This is a genomic window from Enterococcus gallinarum NBRC 100675, from assembly GCF_001544275.1.
In the GTDB taxonomy this organism is placed as follows: domain Bacteria; phylum Bacillota; class Bacilli; order Lactobacillales; family Enterococcaceae; genus Enterococcus_D; species Enterococcus_D gallinarum.
This window is the reverse complement of record NZ_BCQE01000005.1, coordinates 152259-170643: the sequence shown is the minus strand read 5'-3', so window position 1 is coordinate 170643 and position 18385 is coordinate 152259. Positions and strand designations below refer to the sequence as shown.

Sequence of the window (18385 nt, the reverse complement as noted above, 5' to 3'; positions counted from 1 at the left end):
ATAGGTATAATGGAACTCGTTGAAAGTAAGAGAGAGGAAGACAGAAACAATGATGAAGGAAAGTGCCTTTCAAGTAAGCATTTTAGCTAGCGGAAGTTCAGGAAATTCGTTATATATCGAGAGCAATAAAAAACGAATCCTGGTGGACGCAGGACTGAGCGGCAAAAAGATCACTTCATTATTGGATGAAGTTGGACGCAAGCCAGAGGATCTGGATGCTATTTTAGTCACGCATGAGCATCGTGACCATATCCACGGCGTAGGGGTCTTGGCTCGCAAATACAAGTTGGATGTCTACGCCAACACGAAAACATGGCAGGCGATGGACAATATGGTAGGCAATATTGCGGTTGAACAAAAACATGTTTTTGAGATGGGAAAAGTTTTGACGATGGGAGATATGGACATCGAAAGTTTTGGCGTTTCCCATGATGCGGCAGCACCGCAGTTCTATCGGTTCCATAAAGATGGCAAATCTTTTGTGATGTTGACTGATACTGGTTACTGCAGTGATCATGTCCGGGGGATTATCAAAGGAGCCGATGCGTATCTGGTCGAAAGCAACCATGATTTAGAAATGTTGCGGATGGGTCCATATCCATGGAGCCTCAAGCAGCGTATTCTCGGGGATCGTGGGCACCTCTCCAATGAAGATGGGGCATTAGTCATGGCAGACATATTGACGGATAATACGAAGCGCGTCTATTTAGGGCATTTGAGTAAAGAAAACAATCTAAAAGAATTGGCCCATCTAACCATGGTCAATACGATGAAAGAACACGACTTAGGTGTCGGTGAAGCCTTTGAGGTTTATGACACTGATCCAGATAAAGCGACCGAATTATTCAGTATTTGAGGATGATTGGCTAGCAAGTTTTTGTAGAAAAGCAATAGCGATTGAATGCAGACAGTTTTTACAAAGCTAGAAATTTATCTTATAAAAAAACGATGTTGAAATTTTTCAACATCGTTTTTTTGTTTTTAGTGCTTAGGGCACATTGATATAGCCGGCATGAACCAATAGTTGAATGATAATAACTAGTGTATTCATTCCCACGTGGGTAATCATGGATGTCCAGATACGCCCTGTCAACGCGTAGAGTCCAGAGAAAAAGAGACCCAATAGAATATACACCAATAGATGATTGTCGCTGTGGGCAAAGGCAAAGGCAACAGCGCTGACAATGACACCAACCCAGATATTTGAATATTTCGCAACGATTCCCACAAGGGCACGGCGAAATACAAATTCTTCCATGATAGGCCCGCCGACCATAGCGGCAAGGGCAAAAATCGGATTTTGCAGAATAATAGAGATAATATTTTCTGTATTTTCCGATGCCGCTACTTCGCCAAATAGCGACTCAATAAAGACAGCGAAGTTTTGCAAAAGAATGGCAGCAATGATTCCTGTTAGACCATAAATAATAATAGCCGATACTTTTGGCTCCTTACGTTCAAACGATAAGGGTTCATTTTGTTTGAAATAAAGAAAAATCATCAAGATTGCGCCGACGATATACGAAACAGTCGTTGCAGGGATCGTGGCACCACTAGATATAAAAGCGACAGGAATAAAAAATGCGACCCCATAAATCAAAATCGTCGATAGTGCGTATTTTTTTAGAGACATAAGTGAAATCATCACACTCCTTTTTTTCTATTATAGACTACTGACTCATTAGAAACAAAATTTTTCCCTAGGTTTTTGCAGTATGGATCGATAAAAAGAAAAAGCCAAAATAAATTTAATCAAAAGGCTTGCAAAAAAAACAGAAAATGAGTAATATTAATTTTGTGAGTTAGCACTCTATGTGTGAGAGTGCTAATAGAAAATCTATCAAATACAATTGGAGGGATTTATCGTGTTAAGACCATTAGGTGATCGCGTGATTATCGAAGTCGCAAAAGAAGAAGAAAAAACTGTGGGAGGGATCGTGCTTGCTTCAGCAGCCAAAGAAAAACCTCAAACAGGAACCGTCATTGCAGTCGGTGAAGGACGCACGCTAGAAAACGGTGAAAAAGCTCCTGTTGCTGTCAACGTGGGCGAACAAGTTATGTTCGAAAAATACGCTGGCACAGAAGTGAAATTTGAAGGTAACGAATATTTGATCGTTGCTGCAAAAGACATTATTGCAGTAGTTGAATAAAAAATAATTTAGTTGAGGTGAATGAATCATGGCAAAAGAAATCAAATTTGCAGAAGATGCACGTGCAGCAATGTTGCGCGGGGTAGATAAATTAGCAGATACAGTAAAAGTAACCTTAGGCCCTAAAGGTCGTAACGTCGTTTTAGAAAAATCTTATGGTTCACCATTGATCACAAATGATGGCGTAACGATCGCAAAAGAAATCGAATTAGAAGATCATTTTGAAAATATGGGTGCAAAACTTGTTTCTGAAGTTGCATCTAAAACAAATGACATCGCTGGTGACGGAACGACGACAGCGACATTGCTAACACAAGCGATCGTTCGTGAAGGACTAAAAAACGTGACAGCTGGTGCGAATCCATTAGGCATTCGCCGTGGGATCGAAATGGCAACTAAAGTTGCGGTTGAAGAATTACACAACATTTCTTCCATCGTTGACTCAAAAGAAGCTATTGCACAAGTTGGTGCTGTGTCTTCTGGTAGCGAACAAGTCGGAAAATACATTGCAGACGCGATGGAAAAAGTCGGCAATGACGGCGTGATCACCATTGAAGAATCAAAAGGGATCGAAACAGAATTAGATGTAGTTGAAGGAATGCAGTTCGATCGTGGCTACCTTTCACAATACATGGTCACTGACAATGATAAAATGGAAGCTGCTTTGGAAAATCCATACATCTTGATCACAGACAAAAAAATCTCTAACATTCAAGATATCTTGCCATTGTTAGAACAAATCTTACAACAATCAAAACCATTGTTGATCATCGCTGACGATGTAGACGGCGAAGCATTACCAACATTGGTCTTGAACAAAATCCGCGGAACATTCAATGTCGTAGCAGTTAAAGCTCCAGGCTTTGGTGACCGTCGTAAAGCAATGCTAGAAGACATTGCGATCTTGACTGGCGGTACAGTCATTACTGAAGACTTAGGGTTAGAATTGAAAGATGCGACGATCGACAACTTAGGACAAGCAAGTAAAGTTGTTGTGGACAAAGATAATACAACTATTGTTGAAGGTGCTGGCGACAAATCAGCGATCGATGCTCGTGTGCAATTGATCAAAAATCAAATTGCTGACACAACGTCTGATTTTGACCGCGAAAAATTACAAGAACGCCTAGCGAAATTAGCAGGCGGTGTTGCAGTCATCAAAGTGGGTGCACCAACTGAAACAGAATTAAAAGAATTGAAATTACGTATCGAAGACGCATTGAACGCTACGCGTGCAGCGGTTGAAGAAGGTATGGTGTCTGGTGGGGGAACTGCTCTTGTCAATGTCATCAACAAAGTAGCAGCCATCGAAGCAGACGGCGATGCAGCAACCGGTGTGAAAATCGTCTTGCGTGCGTTAGAAGAACCAGTACGTCAAATCGCTGAAAATGCTGGATATGAAGGATCAGTGATCATCGATAAATTGAAACACGCAGATCTTGGCGTTGGTTTCAATGCCGCAACTGGCGAATGGGTAAACATGCTTGAAGCAGGAATCGTTGACCCAACAAAAGTAACACGTTCTGCGTTACAAAATGCCGCTTCTGTAGCCGCATTACTGTTAACAACTGAAGCAGTCGTTGCTGACAAACCTGAACCTGCTGCACCAGCAGCTCCAGCAATGGATCCATCCATGGGCATGGGCGGCATGATGTAATTATACTAAAAGAACCCCTTAGCGAAGGGGTTCTTTTCTTTATGCTTCTATTTCTATGATAGAAAGGAGCCAATACCAATGATCCATTGCTTGCTCATTGGTATATTGAATTCTTAATCATTTTGGTATTCACTGCTAACATAGCTCAAAAGAGATACTCCATATTTTTACACCAAATAGGAATTAACTTCATGTTGAATGATTCAGTGAAGAAGTTTATGATCAATCTATCAAATCTATTTCATTTTCATTCTCTTTTTGAGACACCCACTCTTCCTACAAGAGTGGGTATTTTTGCTTAAAAAGTAGTCCTTTTACTCAAAATGAACGTGCGCCTTACTAGCTTGATTTTTATTCTAACTAGCAAGGAGCAGTTTCATGTAGCACTTTTTTATCAAGACAGCGGATAGCGCTGCATAATTTCTGTTTGGCCTAAAATGTAATCTACTGAGACATCATAAAAGGCAGCAAGATGCAAAATCGTCATAACGTCTGGTAGACGATCACCAGCTTCGTAATCCAAATAGTCTTCCAACGATACATCGATTTGCTGCGATACCTCTTTTTGCGTCAATGCTTGCCCTTCTCGCAAAAATTTGAATCGGCAACGCAATGTATCCAATAAAAAAGCTTCTTCTAATGTCAATTTGCGTTCCTCCTCGAATGGAAAAATGATTGATGACTTCTTTCTCCATTTCTATTGTAACAACATTCTAGAAATAAGCGAAATGATTCACAACCTCAGAAATAAACAAGGAGAAAAAAAGAAAACAAAGTGCTTGCTCTGGTACGCGTTTCATAGATTATTCTATTCATGAAAGGGGCGTATGAAGATGCACACTTATATGGAAGTAAAGGGAAACAATGGAATACAACGCTGCTATGTTGCACTTGAATTTGATGGGATGAACTTGATTCTCACAAAGCCCAAGGGATTTTTTAGGGAAAAGGTCGCACAAATACCGCTTGCAGAAATTGGACACCTGGTACAGGATGAATATTTTGGTGCGCAACGAATCAGTTTCATTCATCAGAATGATTATTACCAATTTTATGAATGTGGGGCAAGTGTGATAGACTATATGAAAGAACAATTATTTGTCTAAGGAGAAGCGCATGGCGAACATTCGGGATATTGCTAAGTTGACCGGTTATTCGGTCTCAACGATTTCACGAGTCATCAATAATAATCCTTATGTGGATGAGCAGAAGCGTCAGGAGATTTTGCGGGTAATGGAACAAGTCAACTATATCCCGAATCATACTGCACGTGTACTAAGCTCGGGAAAAACGAAGAACATCGGAGTGATTCTCCCATTTGTCAATCATCCGTATTTTGATATCCTTCTAAGCGGGATTACTGCAAGTGCTTTTTCCCGTGGGTATAAGGTGACTTTGTTGCCTACCCGCTATGAACCAGAAATGGAAGAAAAGTACCTGCAGGAATTTGCGGCAAAAGGGTTTGATGCTCTGATTATCACATCGAGAGCAAATCCGCTCGAAAAACTATTGCCCTATCGTGCTTATGGTCGTATCGTTTTTTGTGAAAAGATCGACTCTGTCCAAGATGGTTGCACCTATATCGATCGTGAGCAATCCATTCGGGAAGTGTTTGCTTATTTGAAAGAAAATGGTATCGAGCGTATTGGAATTACACTTGGAAGAAGTCGTAAGCTGAGCAGCAATTCGAAGATCACAGTTCGTTTGTGTCAGGAATATTTCCCAGCTTTTACCGAAGAATTGATTTTTTGGGATTGTTTGACGGAAGAAGATGGGCGAGAGGCAGCCGCTTTCTTTGCTGATAAAAATGTCCAAGCGATTTTTACCAATGGGGATCAGGTAGCTGCTGGTATCAAATTGGCTTCTTCCTCCGAACGACTACTTATTGGCAGAGACAATTTATTTATTAGTGAAGTTCTTCAATTGTCAACCATCGACTATCATTTGCATGAATGTGGAGAAATGGCGTTGAAGTTAGCAATCCAGGAAGAACAAGGGTCCATCCGGATTCCTTATACGTTTATCAAACGAAGAGGACTTGAGCACACATAATGCGGCTCAAGTCCTTTTTATTGGTCATTAATCTGCGTAATGAGCGATGACTGCCTGTAAACAGCTGGCTGCGCCTTGGCCTGCTTTTTGATCGTAATAGTCAGTAAAACGTGCATCATGAATGTACATTTCACCTAAACTGCGATGATAATCGGCAGAATAAAATGGCGCTGCAAGCTGCAGCCATTTTTTGTGCAACTGGAAGGCTGTTTTTGCCAAAGAAGAAGTCACGTCAAATGGCTCTTGTACCACTTGTTTCAATGTTTGAATTAGTTCGTTTTCGGTTTGTTCCAATTCTTGGTAGGTTTCAAATGACATGTTCTGCCATTTTTGATTGCTTTGTTCAACGACTTCTTCCCCATAAGCGGCACGGATCTCTTCGCCATAGGTTTCTTCATTGGCTGCGAGTTGTTGTTGTTTAAAATAAGTGAATTTTTCTTTATCTGACATAGTCTGTTCTCCTTCATAATAATTGATTGTTTGGGCTAATGTTGTCAATAAGCGATCAAGCGCTGCTCGTTCCTGAGACAATCGGTTGTAATGAGCAACCAACAGTGTTTGAACATCTTGTTTGGGATCATCTAGCAAATGACGGATTTCTTCTAGAGGGAGGCCAAAGGATTTAAAGTACAAAATCTGTTGCAGACGATCCACTTGCTGTCCCCCATAAATACGATAGCCGGCTGAATTGATCCTTTGTGGTTTTAATAATCCGATTTGATCATAGTAGCGCAATGTACGGCTGCTGACGCCAGAAATTTTAGCCAGTGCTGTTATACTATATTCCAAATTTCTCCCTCCTTATGCTCTCATCATAAAGGTTTACGTAACGTCAATGTCAACAAAAAATTTTTTGCTTCGTCAAATTATGTTATAATTATAGCAAAGAAAGGAAGATTCGATGCAAATAGTTTTTTCCGATATAGACGGGACATTTCAGGAAATGGGTCAGCCTGTCCCTGAAATCAATAAAACAGCGATCAACTATCTGAAAGCACAAGGCGATCATTTTGTTTTTGTGACTGGTCGAGGGTATGATCTGGTAGAAGCACTGATGATAGAAGAAGGAATCTCCTGTGATGTCATCTTTGGCAATGGCGCCGGCTTGAAGTTGGAAGGTCAGGCGCCTGTTTTAGCCAATTGTTTGCCGCTAGCTACCTTAGAAGCGGTGACAGCTATTTTAGAGAAAGAAAATGTTTTTTATTTTCTGCACACCGATCAAGGAGTGATCTGCAAAGATCCTGCGGATTATCAAGAACAATTGACCGCATTGACCAATAAATTAGTTACAGATCTCGGTGAGAGAGGGGCGATGATTGCTGAATACAAGCAAGCCTATTTTGTGCATGACTGCATTCATGCACCGGATCTTTTAGCCTACATTCAGGAACGGCCGACGATCAATGTCCTAAAGATCGAACTGATGGAAGCATCGGATGAAAAGATCGAACAGTTGCGTCTATTGCTGCAGACTGAACCAGTCAGTGCGTTTCAGTCATTTGTTCAGACATTGGAAGTCGTTGATCCCTTAGCAACAAAAGGAGCCGCGATCACGAATTTTATGCAGGCTTTCCCTCATGCAAAGAGTTTTGGGATCGGGGATGGTGAGAATGACTTAGCCATGTTTGAAGTGGTAGATGTCTCTGTTGCAGTAGCCAATGCGAGTGAATCGATCCGTAACGTTTGCGATCGTATGATTCCTAGTGCAGCTGACGGCGGAGTCGGCCAATTTATCATGGATGAACTAATACGAGAGGATGTTGTATATGAAATTGATTGAAACACCAGTCAACCAAAATTTGAATTTGGAGACATTTTATCCGGTCATCTCAAAATTTATTTTTGATAAAGTCGCGATTAAATACTACAAACTTTATTCTCTTGATCGAACCCAGATCATGTATGTGGATACTTTTGACAAGATCACACTGGTTTTGATCAACAATAAAAAGAAGATCAGCCGCGGAGAAGTGGATACAGCGATTCATCGCTTACTAAAAGTTGACCGCAAGGATGTCACTGTAGATGTTAATATCCGTAAAAAGATGGAAGCAGCGGGAGTCAAGTTTGCGAAACCTCGCAAAGATATCATCCTAGTTCAATTAGCAGTTGATTAACCATTAGCAGCCTGTGTTATAAGTTGAAGCAAGACCCAATGATTCGAGTGAAACTGGTGGAATACCCCATCGTATCATGAAGTTTTTCGGTCTTTTTCTAACTTATGGCACAGACTTTTTTTGAGGAAAAAAACAAGAAATACTTTCTTTTTTTATTTTTTTGCTATAATAGGGAGAAGTAAGTATGAGGGAGCAAAACGATGCAAAAATTATTTAAAGATGATAGTTTCACTTTGCATACTGATCTCTATCAGATCAACATGATGCAAACCTATTGGGAATTAGGACGTGCGGATTTGAATGCAGTCTTCGAGTGCTATTTCCGTGACATGCCCTTTGAGAATGGCTATGCTATCTTTGCAGGGTTAGAACGCTTAGTCGATTATTTGAACAATTTGACCTTTTCAGATTCAGATATCGATTATTTAAGAGAAATCGGCGGATATCCGGAGGCTTTCTTGGATTATCTGAAAGAATTCAAATTTGCCTGCACGGTTCGTTCAGCTTTAGAAGGCGATCTCGTCTTCAACAATGAGCCGATCATTCAAGTTGAAGGACCTTTGGCACAAGCTCAATTGATCGAAACAGCCTTATTGAACATGGTTAATTTCCAAACATTGATTGCAACAAAAGCTGCTCGGATCAAGTCTGTGATCGGAGATGATCCCTTATTAGAATTTGGGTCTCGTCGTGCGCAAGAACTGGACGCAGCGATTTGGGGAACTCGTGCGGCTTATATCGGAGGTGCGGGTGCCACAAGTAATGTTCGAGCAGGCAAGATCTTTGGCATCCCTGCAAGCGGGACGCATGCTCATTCTCTTGTGCAATCCTATGGCAATGATTATGATGCCTTTATGGCGTATGCCAAGACGCACAAAGACTGTGTCTTTTTAGTCGATACGTATGATACATTGCGCTTAGGTGTACCAAATGCGATTCGTGTCGCAAAAGAACTAGGGGACCAAATCAACTTTTTAGGAGTACGGATCGATAGTGGAGACATGGCTTATATCTCCAAAAAAGTCCGAGAACAACTAGATGAAGCTGGCTTTACAGAAGCTAAGATCTACGCATCAAATGATTTGGATGAAAGCACGATTCTAAGTCTAAAAATGCAAAAAGCCAAAATCGATGTTTGGGGTGTCGGTACAAAGTTGATCACCGCCTATGATCAACCGGCATTGGGAGCCGTTTATAAACTGGTTTCGATTGAAAACGAACAAGGCGAAATGATCGATACGATCAAATTATCCGGTAATGCTGAAAAAGTTTCTACACCAGGCAAGAAACAAGTCTGGCGTATCACACGTAAAAAAGACGGCAAGTCTGAAGGGGATTATGTGACTCTTTGGGACGAAAACCCCCAGGAAGAAAAAGAGTTGTTCATGTTCCATCCGGTTCACACCTTTATCAATAAAACAGTGACAGATTTTGATGCTCGACCTTTGCTGCAAGACATTTTTGTAGAAGGACAGCAAGTCTATCAATTGCCGGATCTTGAACACATCAAAGCCTATGCTACAAATTGTTTGGATTCATTATGGGATGAGTACAAACGAGATTTGAATCCGCAAAAATACCCAGTCGATCTCTCTCAAGAGTGCTGGAATCACAAGATGCGGACCATTGAAAAAGTGCGTACGCAAACCAAAACAGAAATTATTTAATTGGTCCTAGAAAGCTAGGACCAATCTTCAAAAAAATTAGGAGGCGTTTCTATGACATTGCAACAAGAAATCATTCGCGAGTTAGGCGTAGTTCCAACAATTGATGCGAAAGCAGAGATTCGTAATAGCATTGAATTTTTAAAAGCATATCTTCAAAAAAATCCCTTTTTGAAAACTCTTGTTTTAGGGATCAGCGGTGGACAAGATTCAACACTGGCTGGTCGATTGGCTCAGTTGACAATGGAAGAAATGCGCAGTGAGACGAATGATCCCAATTATCAGTTCATTGCGATCCGCTTACCTTATGGAGAACAGGCTGACGAAGAAGATGCCAAAAAAGCCATCGAATTTATCAAACCGGACATTACATTACGAGTGAATATCAAAGCAGCCGTTGATGCGCAAGTGGCAGCCGTCGAAGAAGCTGGCTTACCTGTTTCTGATTTTAATAAAGGCAACATCAAGGCACGTCAGCGGATGATTACTCAATATGCCGTTGCAGGCGAAAAAGCTGGCGCTGTTTTAGGAACAGATCACGCGGCCGAAAACATCACCGGTTTCTTTACAAAATTTGGTGATGGCGGAGCTGACCTCTTGCCGCTATTTCGGTTGAATAAACGTCAAGGACGTCAATTGTTGCAAGAATTAGGAGCGCCGGAAGCACTGTACAAAAAGGTTCCTACTGCTGATTTGGAAGATGGCAAACCAATGATCGCTGACGAAGTAGCACTTGGTGTGACTTATGATGAGATCGATGATTACTTGGAAGGAAAGACCGTTTCACCAAATGCGCAACAAACGATTGAAAATTGGTGGCGCAAAACACAGCATAAACGGCATCTGCCAATATCAATCTTTGACGACTTCTGGAAATAAATCTTTTTTACTCTGTGATAGTTTTTGGTCCATCGCATCTAGGAGAAAATAAATATCCGAACGATTTATGAATGAACCTTCTCTGGAAAGCCTTCGCTGTATCAATCAGCAAGGGCTTCTGGAATTCATAGATTGTTCGGGATTTTTTGTTTTTTTTGTCTTAGTCATAACTCTCGTCAAGGAAGAATGGCAAGAATAAAAAAACAAAACAAGCAAACGGCTCTTTACATTCTAAATCACAAAGCATAAAATACAGGTTATGGTTAGAAAAGGAGGAATGTCCTTCGTGAAAAGAAAGATTCATCCCAATTTGAAGTTGGCAATAAAACTAATCGCTAGTTTTATTCTGATCATCTTTAGTAATCTATACCTACAATGGTGTCAAAACAACCTTTCTGTTGAGCTAGCATTAAAATTTGCTTTTTCTTGGCATACAGAAAAGTTTTTCTTAGCTTGTCTGGTGCTGCTGCTTTTCTACGGATTATTGGCAAGTCTTGCTGGCTCGCTAGGAGTCGGAGCGCTGTTCTATAGTATTGTGATCGGGATCTTGGGTTATGCAAATTACCTCAAGATGGCTTATCGTCAAGAACCAATTTATCCAGATGATTTGAAAATGATTACTCAGTTTGACTTGCTGCATACAATGATCGGAACTGGACCTTTCGTTTTGGCGATGCTTTGTGTGATACTCGCATTGGGAGCAATTATCTGGAGTATTTACCGAAGCCGTAAATTATCAAAAAAGAAACAGATCCTCAGAGGGCTGACAATGCTCGTTTGTACAGTTGGTTTAGTTTATGTTTCGCATTTTAATGACAGCAATAATCTGCTTAGAAAAGCGTATAACCGGACCGCATTATGGATTCCTTATTCACAAAAAATGAATTATTACAATACCGGTTTTATTGGTGGGTTTCTATTCAATCTACGAGTGGAGGCAATGGAGAGACCAGCAGATTATTCTGAAGCTGCGATAAAAGAGATCGCAAAAAAATATACCGCGGAAGCTGCCGAAACAAACAAAACGCGTGACCAAGAAGCGCCAAATATCGTTTATGTCATGAGTGAAAGTTTTTCTGATCCAAGTCATCTAAAAGGACTGACGATCACGGGAGATCCGTTAAAGGATTATTATGCGGTAGCCGATCAAACGATCAGTGGGAAAATGTTGTCGCAAAATTATGGCGGTGGGACTGCAAACATTGAATTTGAAGCATTGACCAGTTTTTCAATGGGGCTGTTGAATCCGCAAATGACAACGCCTTACACGATGCTGGTCCCTAAATTGACACAATTGCCTTCAGTGGTCTCATTCTTGCAAAAACAAGGATATGATGCGACTGCGATCCACCCCTATGATACATCGATGTACAAACGTAAAGATGTCTATGATGTGATGGGTTTTCAAACCTTTTTGGATCAAGACACGATGACTTACACGGACAAGATCGAGAACAATCCTTATATCTCGGATGCTTCTGCTTATAAAGAAGTTCTGTCTCTTTTGTCAGATGAGAAAAAGCCGCAATTCGTTCACTTGGTGACGATGCAGACCCATATGCCTTATGAAGGAAAGTATCAGACATTAAATTATCAAGCCGCAGGCGATGGAAATAGGACTGCTCTTGAAAATTATCTGCAAGATGTTTCTTACAGTAGTACCGCACTAAAAGACTTTATTGAACAATTGAAGCAGCTGAATCGAAGAACAGTAGTCGTTTTCTGGGGGGATCACCTGCCAGGCATCTACTCGGATGCGATTAAAGATCAAAATGATACTGCTGCGCTGCATGAAACGGAATTCTTGATGGTGGATTCTGATGGAACCTTTTCAACTGACACTGTTCCGGTAACGAGTCCCTTTTACTTTGCACCTAACGTGTTGAATGAAAGTCAGCAACCAATCAATGGATTTTATGCATTGCTGCTAGCACTGCAAGAAAAATTGCCGGCTTTTGAACACGGGCAATATTACCAAGGCGAACAGTGGCGGAGTGAGCTAAGTTTAGATGCGAAATCACGGCAGCTCTATGAAGACTATCAGATGATTCAATATGACATTTTACAAGGAAAACAATATAGTTTACAGACAGATTTATTTGGCTAAGAAAAATTGTCTAACATAAAAAGGCTGTGACAAAAGAAGGATCAAGGAAGAAACACATTGCTCTTATTCAGAGTAGGCTGGTTTCTTCGCTAAAAGTCTTTCTTTTGTCATAGCCTTTATTTATTGAGCAATCCTAGCGATGTGTTTTAAGCAGCATGTCTTTACTAAGGATCACAGATTTCTTGTAGGTCATTATAGATCTTGCCAAGTCCGTTGCTGATTGAAGTAAGCTGCTTCATTTTCAGCCTGTTCAACGATTGATTTCGGATAACCAAGCACTCGCAGTAGGGCAATCGCATTACGGCTTGTTGAAGGACCTTGTTTGACCTTATAGTCAAAAGAGATACCGTCATCGGCTGTGACTTGTTCAGAAAAATGGATATTGCTGCAGTCATTTTTCAATATTTCAGTCAGTTCAATATCATGAGTCGCAATAAAAGCCAAACTTGGATAACGGCTCAACCAATGAATGATACTAGCAGAAGCAGCGATCCGCTCAATCGTATTGGTTCCCTTCAGTATCTCATCGACAAAGCAATAGCAGCGTTCTTTTTGCTGAACTTGTTCCAACAATCGTTTGATCGACTTGATTTCTGCAACAAAATAGCTATCGCCCTCAAACAAATCGTCTTCGACCGCCATTGAGGTCAACACATGACCAGGTTCCATCGTAAAGGATTCAGCAACAGCTGTTTGGACAGTTTGCGCCAATAGACAATTGATAGCGATGCTTTTGACATAGGTCGATTTGCCAGAAGCGTTCGACCCGGTTACCAGTGTATTGGTTTGCCAGTCGACATCATTCATGACAGCTTCAGTCAGAAGGGGATGATAGGTCCCTTTTGCGCTGACCGTTCCTTTTTTGAATTCAGGGATACAAGTGATCGGCATATAGGTACGGAAATTAAGGATCGCGCAAGCAATTTCCAACTTGCCTAACAATTCCCATAATGCGATAGCTTGTTGATTGTATCGAGCCAATAAGGTAACAACGTAATGGTACGAGATAAAAGGCAGCATAAAGATGATATTGATGTATTCAAAAAGCATATCGCCTTCACTGCCATTTTTTGAACGAAAAGAAACGCCGAATCGGGGGATTTTTTTCAGAGGCAGCAGTTCTTTTTTGATTTGCTCTTGTAATGGTGTGGCAAGTTTGGCAATCTTGTTGCCGCAGGCCACTGTCTGAACTAGATAGCGCATACTGTTGAGTTCTGTTTCTAGTGTGGCTTTTTTGATCGAATAGTAAACCGTATTAAAGAGGACGCTTATCAAAATCACTGCAATTCCTGGCAAAAAGCCAAAAGCTATCAAAATCAGCCCAACAATCGGCAAACAGCCCAATAAAATAAAGACAGGCAAGTTGCCAATACTTTCTTTCTTCCCTGATGCCAGATAGTTTTTGGAAAAGTTATTATCCAGTTTCCCAAGTTGGGCAAAGGTATATTGGGTATCTTCGCGAATTTTTGGATTGGCTGCGAAAAAATCAATTAACGCGGTCAGCTGTCGATCCGGCTTAAATTGAAAGTTGCGCAACTGCTGATAGAGAGCTTCAGAACCTACACTGGAGTAAGTACTGTTGATCATTTCAAAAACCTCGAATAAGTCTAAGTCATACCAAGTAATGTCATCGATCTCACTATCATGGGGATAAAAATCTTTCTCTACCATCCAGGCCTTTTTGAGGCTTTCTTCTTTGTCAAAGCGAGGCTGACGGGGGAATTTTCCCCATTCTTGTTTGACACGACGTCTTAATTTTATTCGGTTCCAAGTATCTAAGCCAATAATAAGTGCACTAACGAACAAGATAATCAAGATAACCATATATTTTGCGTCCATGTTTTTCTCCGTTTCTAGGAGCAAAAGCAGGATCTAGCTCCTGCTCCTTCCAAGTTAATTGATTTTACGCAAGACATCGTAAATGCGTGCGATGTCCTGCGTTGTTCCTCGCAGTTCAAAATCAGCTAGAAATGGAATCTGGAACTGTTCAGCATATTGTTTGGCAGTCAGGCAGTATTGATAATTGAAATTTTTGTTGCCGCTGCCGATCACACCGCGACAATAGCGGGCATTATCCGCATAATCAATATACTCCCGCATGGTTTCTGTCAAAATTTCCTGATCCCCATTATCTACGCCGTTGCCGCCTTCAAGATAGGTCGGCACAAACACGACAAAAGGTTCGCTTTCTTCTTCGAAAATGGAATTGTCATCAATTTCTTTGACGGACCATTCTAGAGGATGCGCTGTTGGCTGCTGGGCGGCATAGTCCATTAGTCGTTTGACAAATGCCCGGGTATTTCCTGAGATTGAAATATAAAGTAGTTTCATGTCATCACCTTCCGTATCCAGTATAACAGAATCAAAATAAAATAGAGCAGGTCTTTTGTAGCCAAAGGAAGGAAAAATAGGTAAACTAAGTAGATAGAAAAGGAGTGAGCATATGTTTTCTGAGATGCATCATGTGGCCATTATTGCCAGTGATTACCAACGAGCAAAATCATTTTATGTCGACAAATTAGGATTTAAGGTGATCCGTGAGCACCATCGTCCCGAAAAAAACGATACCAAAATCGATTTGGCTTTTGGCTCATCTGAGATTGAGTTGTTTATCGTGGATCAACCACCTAAACGAGCAAGTTATCCGGAAGCAACCGGCTTACGACACTTGGCTTTTCGAGTAACAAACATTGAGAAAGTGGTAGCAGAACTTGAAACAAAAGGAATTACGTGTGAGCCGATTCGCTTTGACAGCTTTACGAATAAAAAAATGACCTTCTTCCAAGACCCAGATGGGTTGCCACTGGAACTACACGAATAGTATCAAGGATTCATTCGAAGCGCAACGACACTTTTTTACTTGGGATGACAAAAAAATGCTGTTATTCTGAAGAAAACACAAGGAGGAGAAATCGTGATTCGATTTGCACAAAAAGAAGATCGTTTTGCTATGGCGAAACTTGTTTTAGTCATTTTAAAAGATATGGAATTACCGTTTGTGGCAGAAATAGGAGAAGAAAAAACGCTCGAGATCTTGGCTGAAGCGATGTTAGAGCCTGATTATCGTTATGGTTATACCAGAGGATTGGTCAATGAAATCGATGGACAAGTGGCTGGGGTTGCTTTTGGTTACCCAGATAAAGATGAACCTACCATTGATGAACCGTTAACGAAGATTCTGGAGTCCTACGGTTTGGATAAAGAAATGAAACTGTTCGTTGATCAAGAAACGTTGCAGAACGAATGGTACTTAGATACCATTTGTGTCGATGAAAAATTCCGGGGAAAAGGGGTTGGCTCAGCTTTATTGGCTGCACTGCCAAAAATTGCCCAACGAGATGGCTATACCACAATTGGTTTAAGTGTCGATAAAGCCAATCCACACGCCAAACGTCTCTATGAACGTCACGGTTTTCAAGTGGTTGCTGAACGAAAGATCAGTGGTCATCTATATGATCATATGCAAAAAGAAACCAGTTGAGTATCTCAGCTGGTTTCGTTCGTTAATCGTAACTCCAAATGTTGCTGGGTCTTGCGTTTGCGATTGTAGAGCCAATAATCCATAATCGCAGCAATACAAATGCAAACTGGCGCATCCTCATCGTTGACCACATCGATCACATAATAATCGCCAGTCAATAGCGTTGCTTTATCCATTTCCATGATCTTCTTGTTGAAATGATGGATCGCATACCGATGATTGTAGATATCCCCATGGACAGCCCAATGGAGCTGTTGGATATAATAAAAATCCCCAGGCCAGTTGAAAATTTTTTGTAACGTACCTACTTTCTCAAAGTCCTTGTAGATCTCAAATCGTGTGCCAAAGGTAAAACTGATTTGCTTAATACTGGCGACCAGTGTGCCGTCCAAACGATAGAGGGAAAGTGCATCGCCTTTAGTTCCCCAGCGCCCGACCATCAAGAATAACGATTTGCCCTTTTCGTCTTTAACGATCGTTCGCGTGATACTGCTGAGTTGCCTGTCTTGAATAAAAAATTCCGACATATCTACGCCTCCTCTTGTATCCCGAAAAGCTGCGTCAATTATAAATTCTCATCGATTGCCCGAATAATTGCTTTGCCGACTCCTGATTCAATGTTAGTATCCGTCAGATACTTCGCATATTCTTTGACTTCGATTTCCCCGTTACCCATAGCAAAGCTGACACCAGCAAGCTGTATCATGCTGACATCATTCAAGTTGTCACCAATCGTCATGACATCCGACAGTTGAATCGCTCGCTCTTTAGCAACGTGTGCCACCGCGATCCCTTTTTGGGCATTGCGATGATTGATTTCAATATTGTTTTGTCCGGAAGAAGTAACCACTAAGTCGCCATAACCATCGATTTCTTGTGTGATCGGTCCTAAAACACGCGCGCCATCTTGATGGAAGCAAATGATTTTTAAGATTTCCAGATCTTCAATCGCAAACAGTTCATTGAAGTCTTTGACATAATTGATGGGAAGAAAAGCTAGTCGTGCAGCAGTCATGGCAATGGCCATTTTGTGGGTCAGATGGGGCATTGCTTCTGCTGTATGGATCGCAAAATTCTCGATTCGGCGCGTCTGGCTTTCTGAATAAATGCCATTGCTCGTGGAAATCTCAAAATAAATGTCTTTTTCTCTTAATAAGTCCATCAATGAACGGGTTTTTTCTTTAGAAATAGGAACGGTGAATAAAGAAGTTCCTGATTTGTCAAACACTTGTGCACCATTAAGTGTGATCATAGCACAATCAATACCGGCTTCTTGCAAAGGCGGCAGAGCTTCTTTCCGGTTGCGCCCAGTGGCCACCATGAATTCGACTCCTTGGGATTGGGCATATTTGATCGCTTGGATATTTTCTTCTGAAATCTGCATGTTGGCGTTTAGTAAAGTACCATCCATATCAGAAGCGATTAATTTTATCATTGTCAGCGTCCTTTCTTATGGTTTCTATAGAATAGTGTACCACAAATCAGCAATTATTTTTGAGAATGTCTTCTTGTTTCTTAGGCAGATCTTTTGTTATCCTTAACTAAAAGCAAAGGAGCGAGACGATGAGAAAGATTTTAGAAAATGATTGGCAAGAAGTTTTGCAAGCTTCATTCGATCAAACCTATTACCAACAGTTACGGGAATTTTTGAAAGTAGAATATGCAACACAGAAGATCCACCCGGCAATGGACCATATTTATGAAGCACTGAAGCTGACTCCGTATCATGAAGTGAAAGTAGTGATCTTAGGACAAGATCCATATCATGGTCCGCATCAAGCCCATGGGTTATCTTTTTCAGTCCAACCCGGAGTACGGATTCCGCCTTCTTTACGCAATATCTATAAGGAATTGCAAAGTGATCTAGGCATCGCGCCAGTCTCTCACGGTTATTTGGTTCCTTGGGCGCAACAAGGAATTTTACTACTAAATACGGTGTTGACAGTTCGTGAAGGACAGGCTTATTCGCATCGAGGCAAAGGATGGGAACGATTGACAGATACTATCATCGAAAAACTGAATCAACGGGATAAACCAGTGATCTTTGTATTATGGGGAAAACCAGCCCAGCAAAAGAAAGCGTTGATCGATACGAAAAAGCATATCATCATAGAATCTCCCCATCCAAGTCCGTTATCTGCCAGTCGTGGTTTCTTTGGATCGAAACCATTTTCAAAAATCAATCAAGCATTGATTGCGTTAGGTGAAACACCCATCAACTGGCAATTACCAGAAAAAATAGTACAGGTGTGAAACTGTAGTAGTGCAGAAGAGACAG

At 41.0% G+C, this 18385-nt stretch carries 20 protein-coding genes; 13 read left to right on the top strand and 7 right to left on the bottom strand.

Going from position 1 to position 18385, the window contains the following annotated elements; translation table 11 throughout:
- The first annotated feature begins 49 nt into the window (after positions 1-49).
- Positions 50-856, top strand: a complete 807-nt coding sequence (locus tag EG2_RS04070) for an MBL fold metallo-hydrolase (RefSeq protein ID WP_003127437.1) — start codon at positions 50-52, stop codon at positions 854-856.
- 132 nt (positions 857-988) lie between these two features.
- Here EG2_RS04070 and EG2_RS04065 read toward each other — a convergent pair whose 3' ends face one another.
- Complete coding sequence (locus tag EG2_RS04065) at positions 989-1633, bottom strand: CPBP family intramembrane glutamic endopeptidase (protein ID WP_060813630.1); 645 nt, start codon at positions 1631-1633, stop codon at positions 989-991.
- A gap of 232 nt (positions 1634-1865) precedes the next feature.
- Between EG2_RS04065 and groES the strand changes: the two genes are divergently transcribed.
- Positions 1866-2150, top strand: coding sequence for a co-chaperone GroES (gene groES, locus EG2_RS04060; protein ID WP_003127440.1), 285 nt, complete (start codon positions 1866-1868; stop codon positions 2148-2150).
- A 28-nt stretch (positions 2151-2178) separates the two neighbouring features.
- A complete protein-coding gene (groL, locus tag EG2_RS04055; protein WP_060813629.1) occupies positions 2179-3807 on the top strand; it encodes a chaperonin GroEL in 1629 nt (542 codons plus the stop codon).
- A gap of 394 nt (positions 3808-4201) precedes the next feature.
- Here groL and EG2_RS04050 read toward each other — a convergent pair whose 3' ends face one another.
- A complete protein-coding gene (locus tag EG2_RS04050; protein WP_060813628.1) occupies positions 4202-4453 on the bottom strand; it encodes a helix-turn-helix domain-containing protein in 252 nt (83 codons plus the stop codon).
- A gap of 187 nt (positions 4454-4640) precedes the next feature.
- On the opposite strand from EG2_RS04050, the gene EG2_RS04045 reads away from it, so the two are divergent.
- Positions 4641-4913 (top strand): hypothetical protein, encoded by a 273-nt coding sequence (locus EG2_RS04045; RefSeq protein WP_003127443.1) that lies wholly within the window; start codon positions 4641-4643, stop codon positions 4911-4913.
- Between the two features lie 10 nt (positions 4914-4923).
- Entirely contained in the window at positions 4924-5859 is a 936-nt protein-coding gene (locus tag EG2_RS04040) for a LacI family DNA-binding transcriptional regulator (protein ID WP_005471706.1), read from the top strand.
- Positions 5860-5886: 27 nt separating this feature from the next.
- Here the strand turns inward: EG2_RS04040 and EG2_RS04035 are convergent, their stop codons facing one another.
- Positions 5887-6648, bottom strand: coding sequence for a MerR family transcriptional regulator (locus EG2_RS04035; RefSeq protein ID WP_060813627.1), 762 nt, complete (start codon positions 6646-6648; stop codon positions 5887-5889).
- A gap of 112 nt (positions 6649-6760) precedes the next feature.
- On the opposite strand from EG2_RS04035, the gene EG2_RS04030 reads away from it, so the two are divergent.
- The 5 genes from EG2_RS04030 to EG2_RS04010 all read left to right on the top strand — a co-directional run bounded on the left by EG2_RS04030 (position 6761) and on the right by EG2_RS04010 (position 12626).
- Positions 6761-7639 carry an HAD-IIB family hydrolase gene (locus tag EG2_RS04030; protein ID WP_029487224.1) on the top strand — a complete coding sequence of 293 codons (879 nt, stop codon included), beginning with the start codon at positions 6761-6763 and terminating at the stop codon, positions 7637-7639.
- On the top strand, positions 7626-7976 hold the full coding sequence (locus tag EG2_RS04025) for a DUF1827 family protein (RefSeq protein WP_005471710.1): 351 nt from the start codon (positions 7626-7628) through the stop codon (positions 7974-7976). Before EG2_RS04030 ends, EG2_RS04025 begins: the two co-directional genes overlap by 14 nt.
- A 200-nt stretch (positions 7977-8176) precedes the next feature.
- On the top strand, positions 8177-9643 hold the full coding sequence (locus EG2_RS04020) for a nicotinate phosphoribosyltransferase (RefSeq protein WP_003127448.1): 1467 nt from the start codon (positions 8177-8179) through the stop codon (positions 9641-9643).
- A gap of 51 nt (positions 9644-9694) precedes the next feature.
- Positions 9695-10519: an ammonia-dependent NAD(+) synthetase gene (gene nadE / locus EG2_RS04015; protein ID WP_060813626.1), complete on the top strand. Its 825-nt coding sequence runs from the start codon at positions 9695-9697 to the stop codon at positions 10517-10519.
- Between the two features lie 277 nt (positions 10520-10796).
- A complete protein-coding gene (locus EG2_RS04010; protein ID WP_060813625.1) occupies positions 10797-12626 on the top strand; it encodes an LTA synthase family protein in 1830 nt (609 codons plus the stop codon).
- A 192-nt stretch (positions 12627-12818) separates the two neighbouring features.
- Here EG2_RS04010 and EG2_RS04005 read toward each other — a convergent pair whose 3' ends face one another.
- On the bottom strand, positions 12819-14465 hold the full coding sequence (locus tag EG2_RS04005; RefSeq protein ID WP_060813624.1) for a MutS-related protein: 1647 nt from the start codon (positions 14463-14465) through the stop codon (positions 12819-12821).
- A gap of 54 nt (positions 14466-14519) precedes the next feature.
- Entirely contained in the window at positions 14520-14957 is a 438-nt protein-coding gene (gene nrdI, locus EG2_RS04000) for a class Ib ribonucleoside-diphosphate reductase assembly flavoprotein NrdI (RefSeq protein ID WP_005471716.1), read from the bottom strand.
- Between the two features lie 112 nt (positions 14958-15069).
- Here nrdI and gloA2 point away from each other — a divergent pair, with 112 nt between their 5' ends.
- Both gloA2 and EG2_RS03990 read left to right on the top strand, forming a co-directional pair.
- Positions 15070-15447, top strand: coding sequence for an SMU1112c/YaeR family gloxylase I-like metalloprotein (gene gloA2 / locus EG2_RS03995; protein ID WP_060813623.1), 378 nt, complete (start codon positions 15070-15072; stop codon positions 15445-15447).
- 93 nt (positions 15448-15540) lie between these two features.
- Positions 15541-16107 (top strand): GNAT family N-acetyltransferase, encoded by a 567-nt coding sequence (locus EG2_RS03990; protein WP_005471718.1) that lies wholly within the window; start codon positions 15541-15543, stop codon positions 16105-16107.
- Between the two features lie 5 nt (positions 16108-16112).
- Here EG2_RS03990 and EG2_RS03985 read toward each other — a convergent pair whose 3' ends face one another.
- Both EG2_RS03985 and EG2_RS03980 read right to left on the bottom strand, forming a co-directional pair.
- Complete coding sequence (locus EG2_RS03985) at positions 16113-16634, bottom strand: LURP-one-related/scramblase family protein (RefSeq protein ID WP_003127456.1); 522 nt, start codon at positions 16632-16634, stop codon at positions 16113-16115.
- Positions 16635-16672: 38 nt separating this feature from the next.
- Positions 16673-17542, bottom strand: a complete 870-nt coding sequence (locus EG2_RS03980; protein WP_005471720.1) for a Cof-type HAD-IIB family hydrolase — start codon at positions 17540-17542, stop codon at positions 16673-16675.
- Positions 17543-17670: 128 nt separating this feature from the next.
- On the opposite strand from EG2_RS03980, the gene EG2_RS03975 reads away from it, so the two are divergent.
- Positions 17671-18360, top strand: coding sequence for a uracil-DNA glycosylase (locus EG2_RS03975; RefSeq protein ID WP_029487220.1), 690 nt, complete (start codon positions 17671-17673; stop codon positions 18358-18360).
- Positions 18361-18385 lie beyond the last annotated feature (25 nt).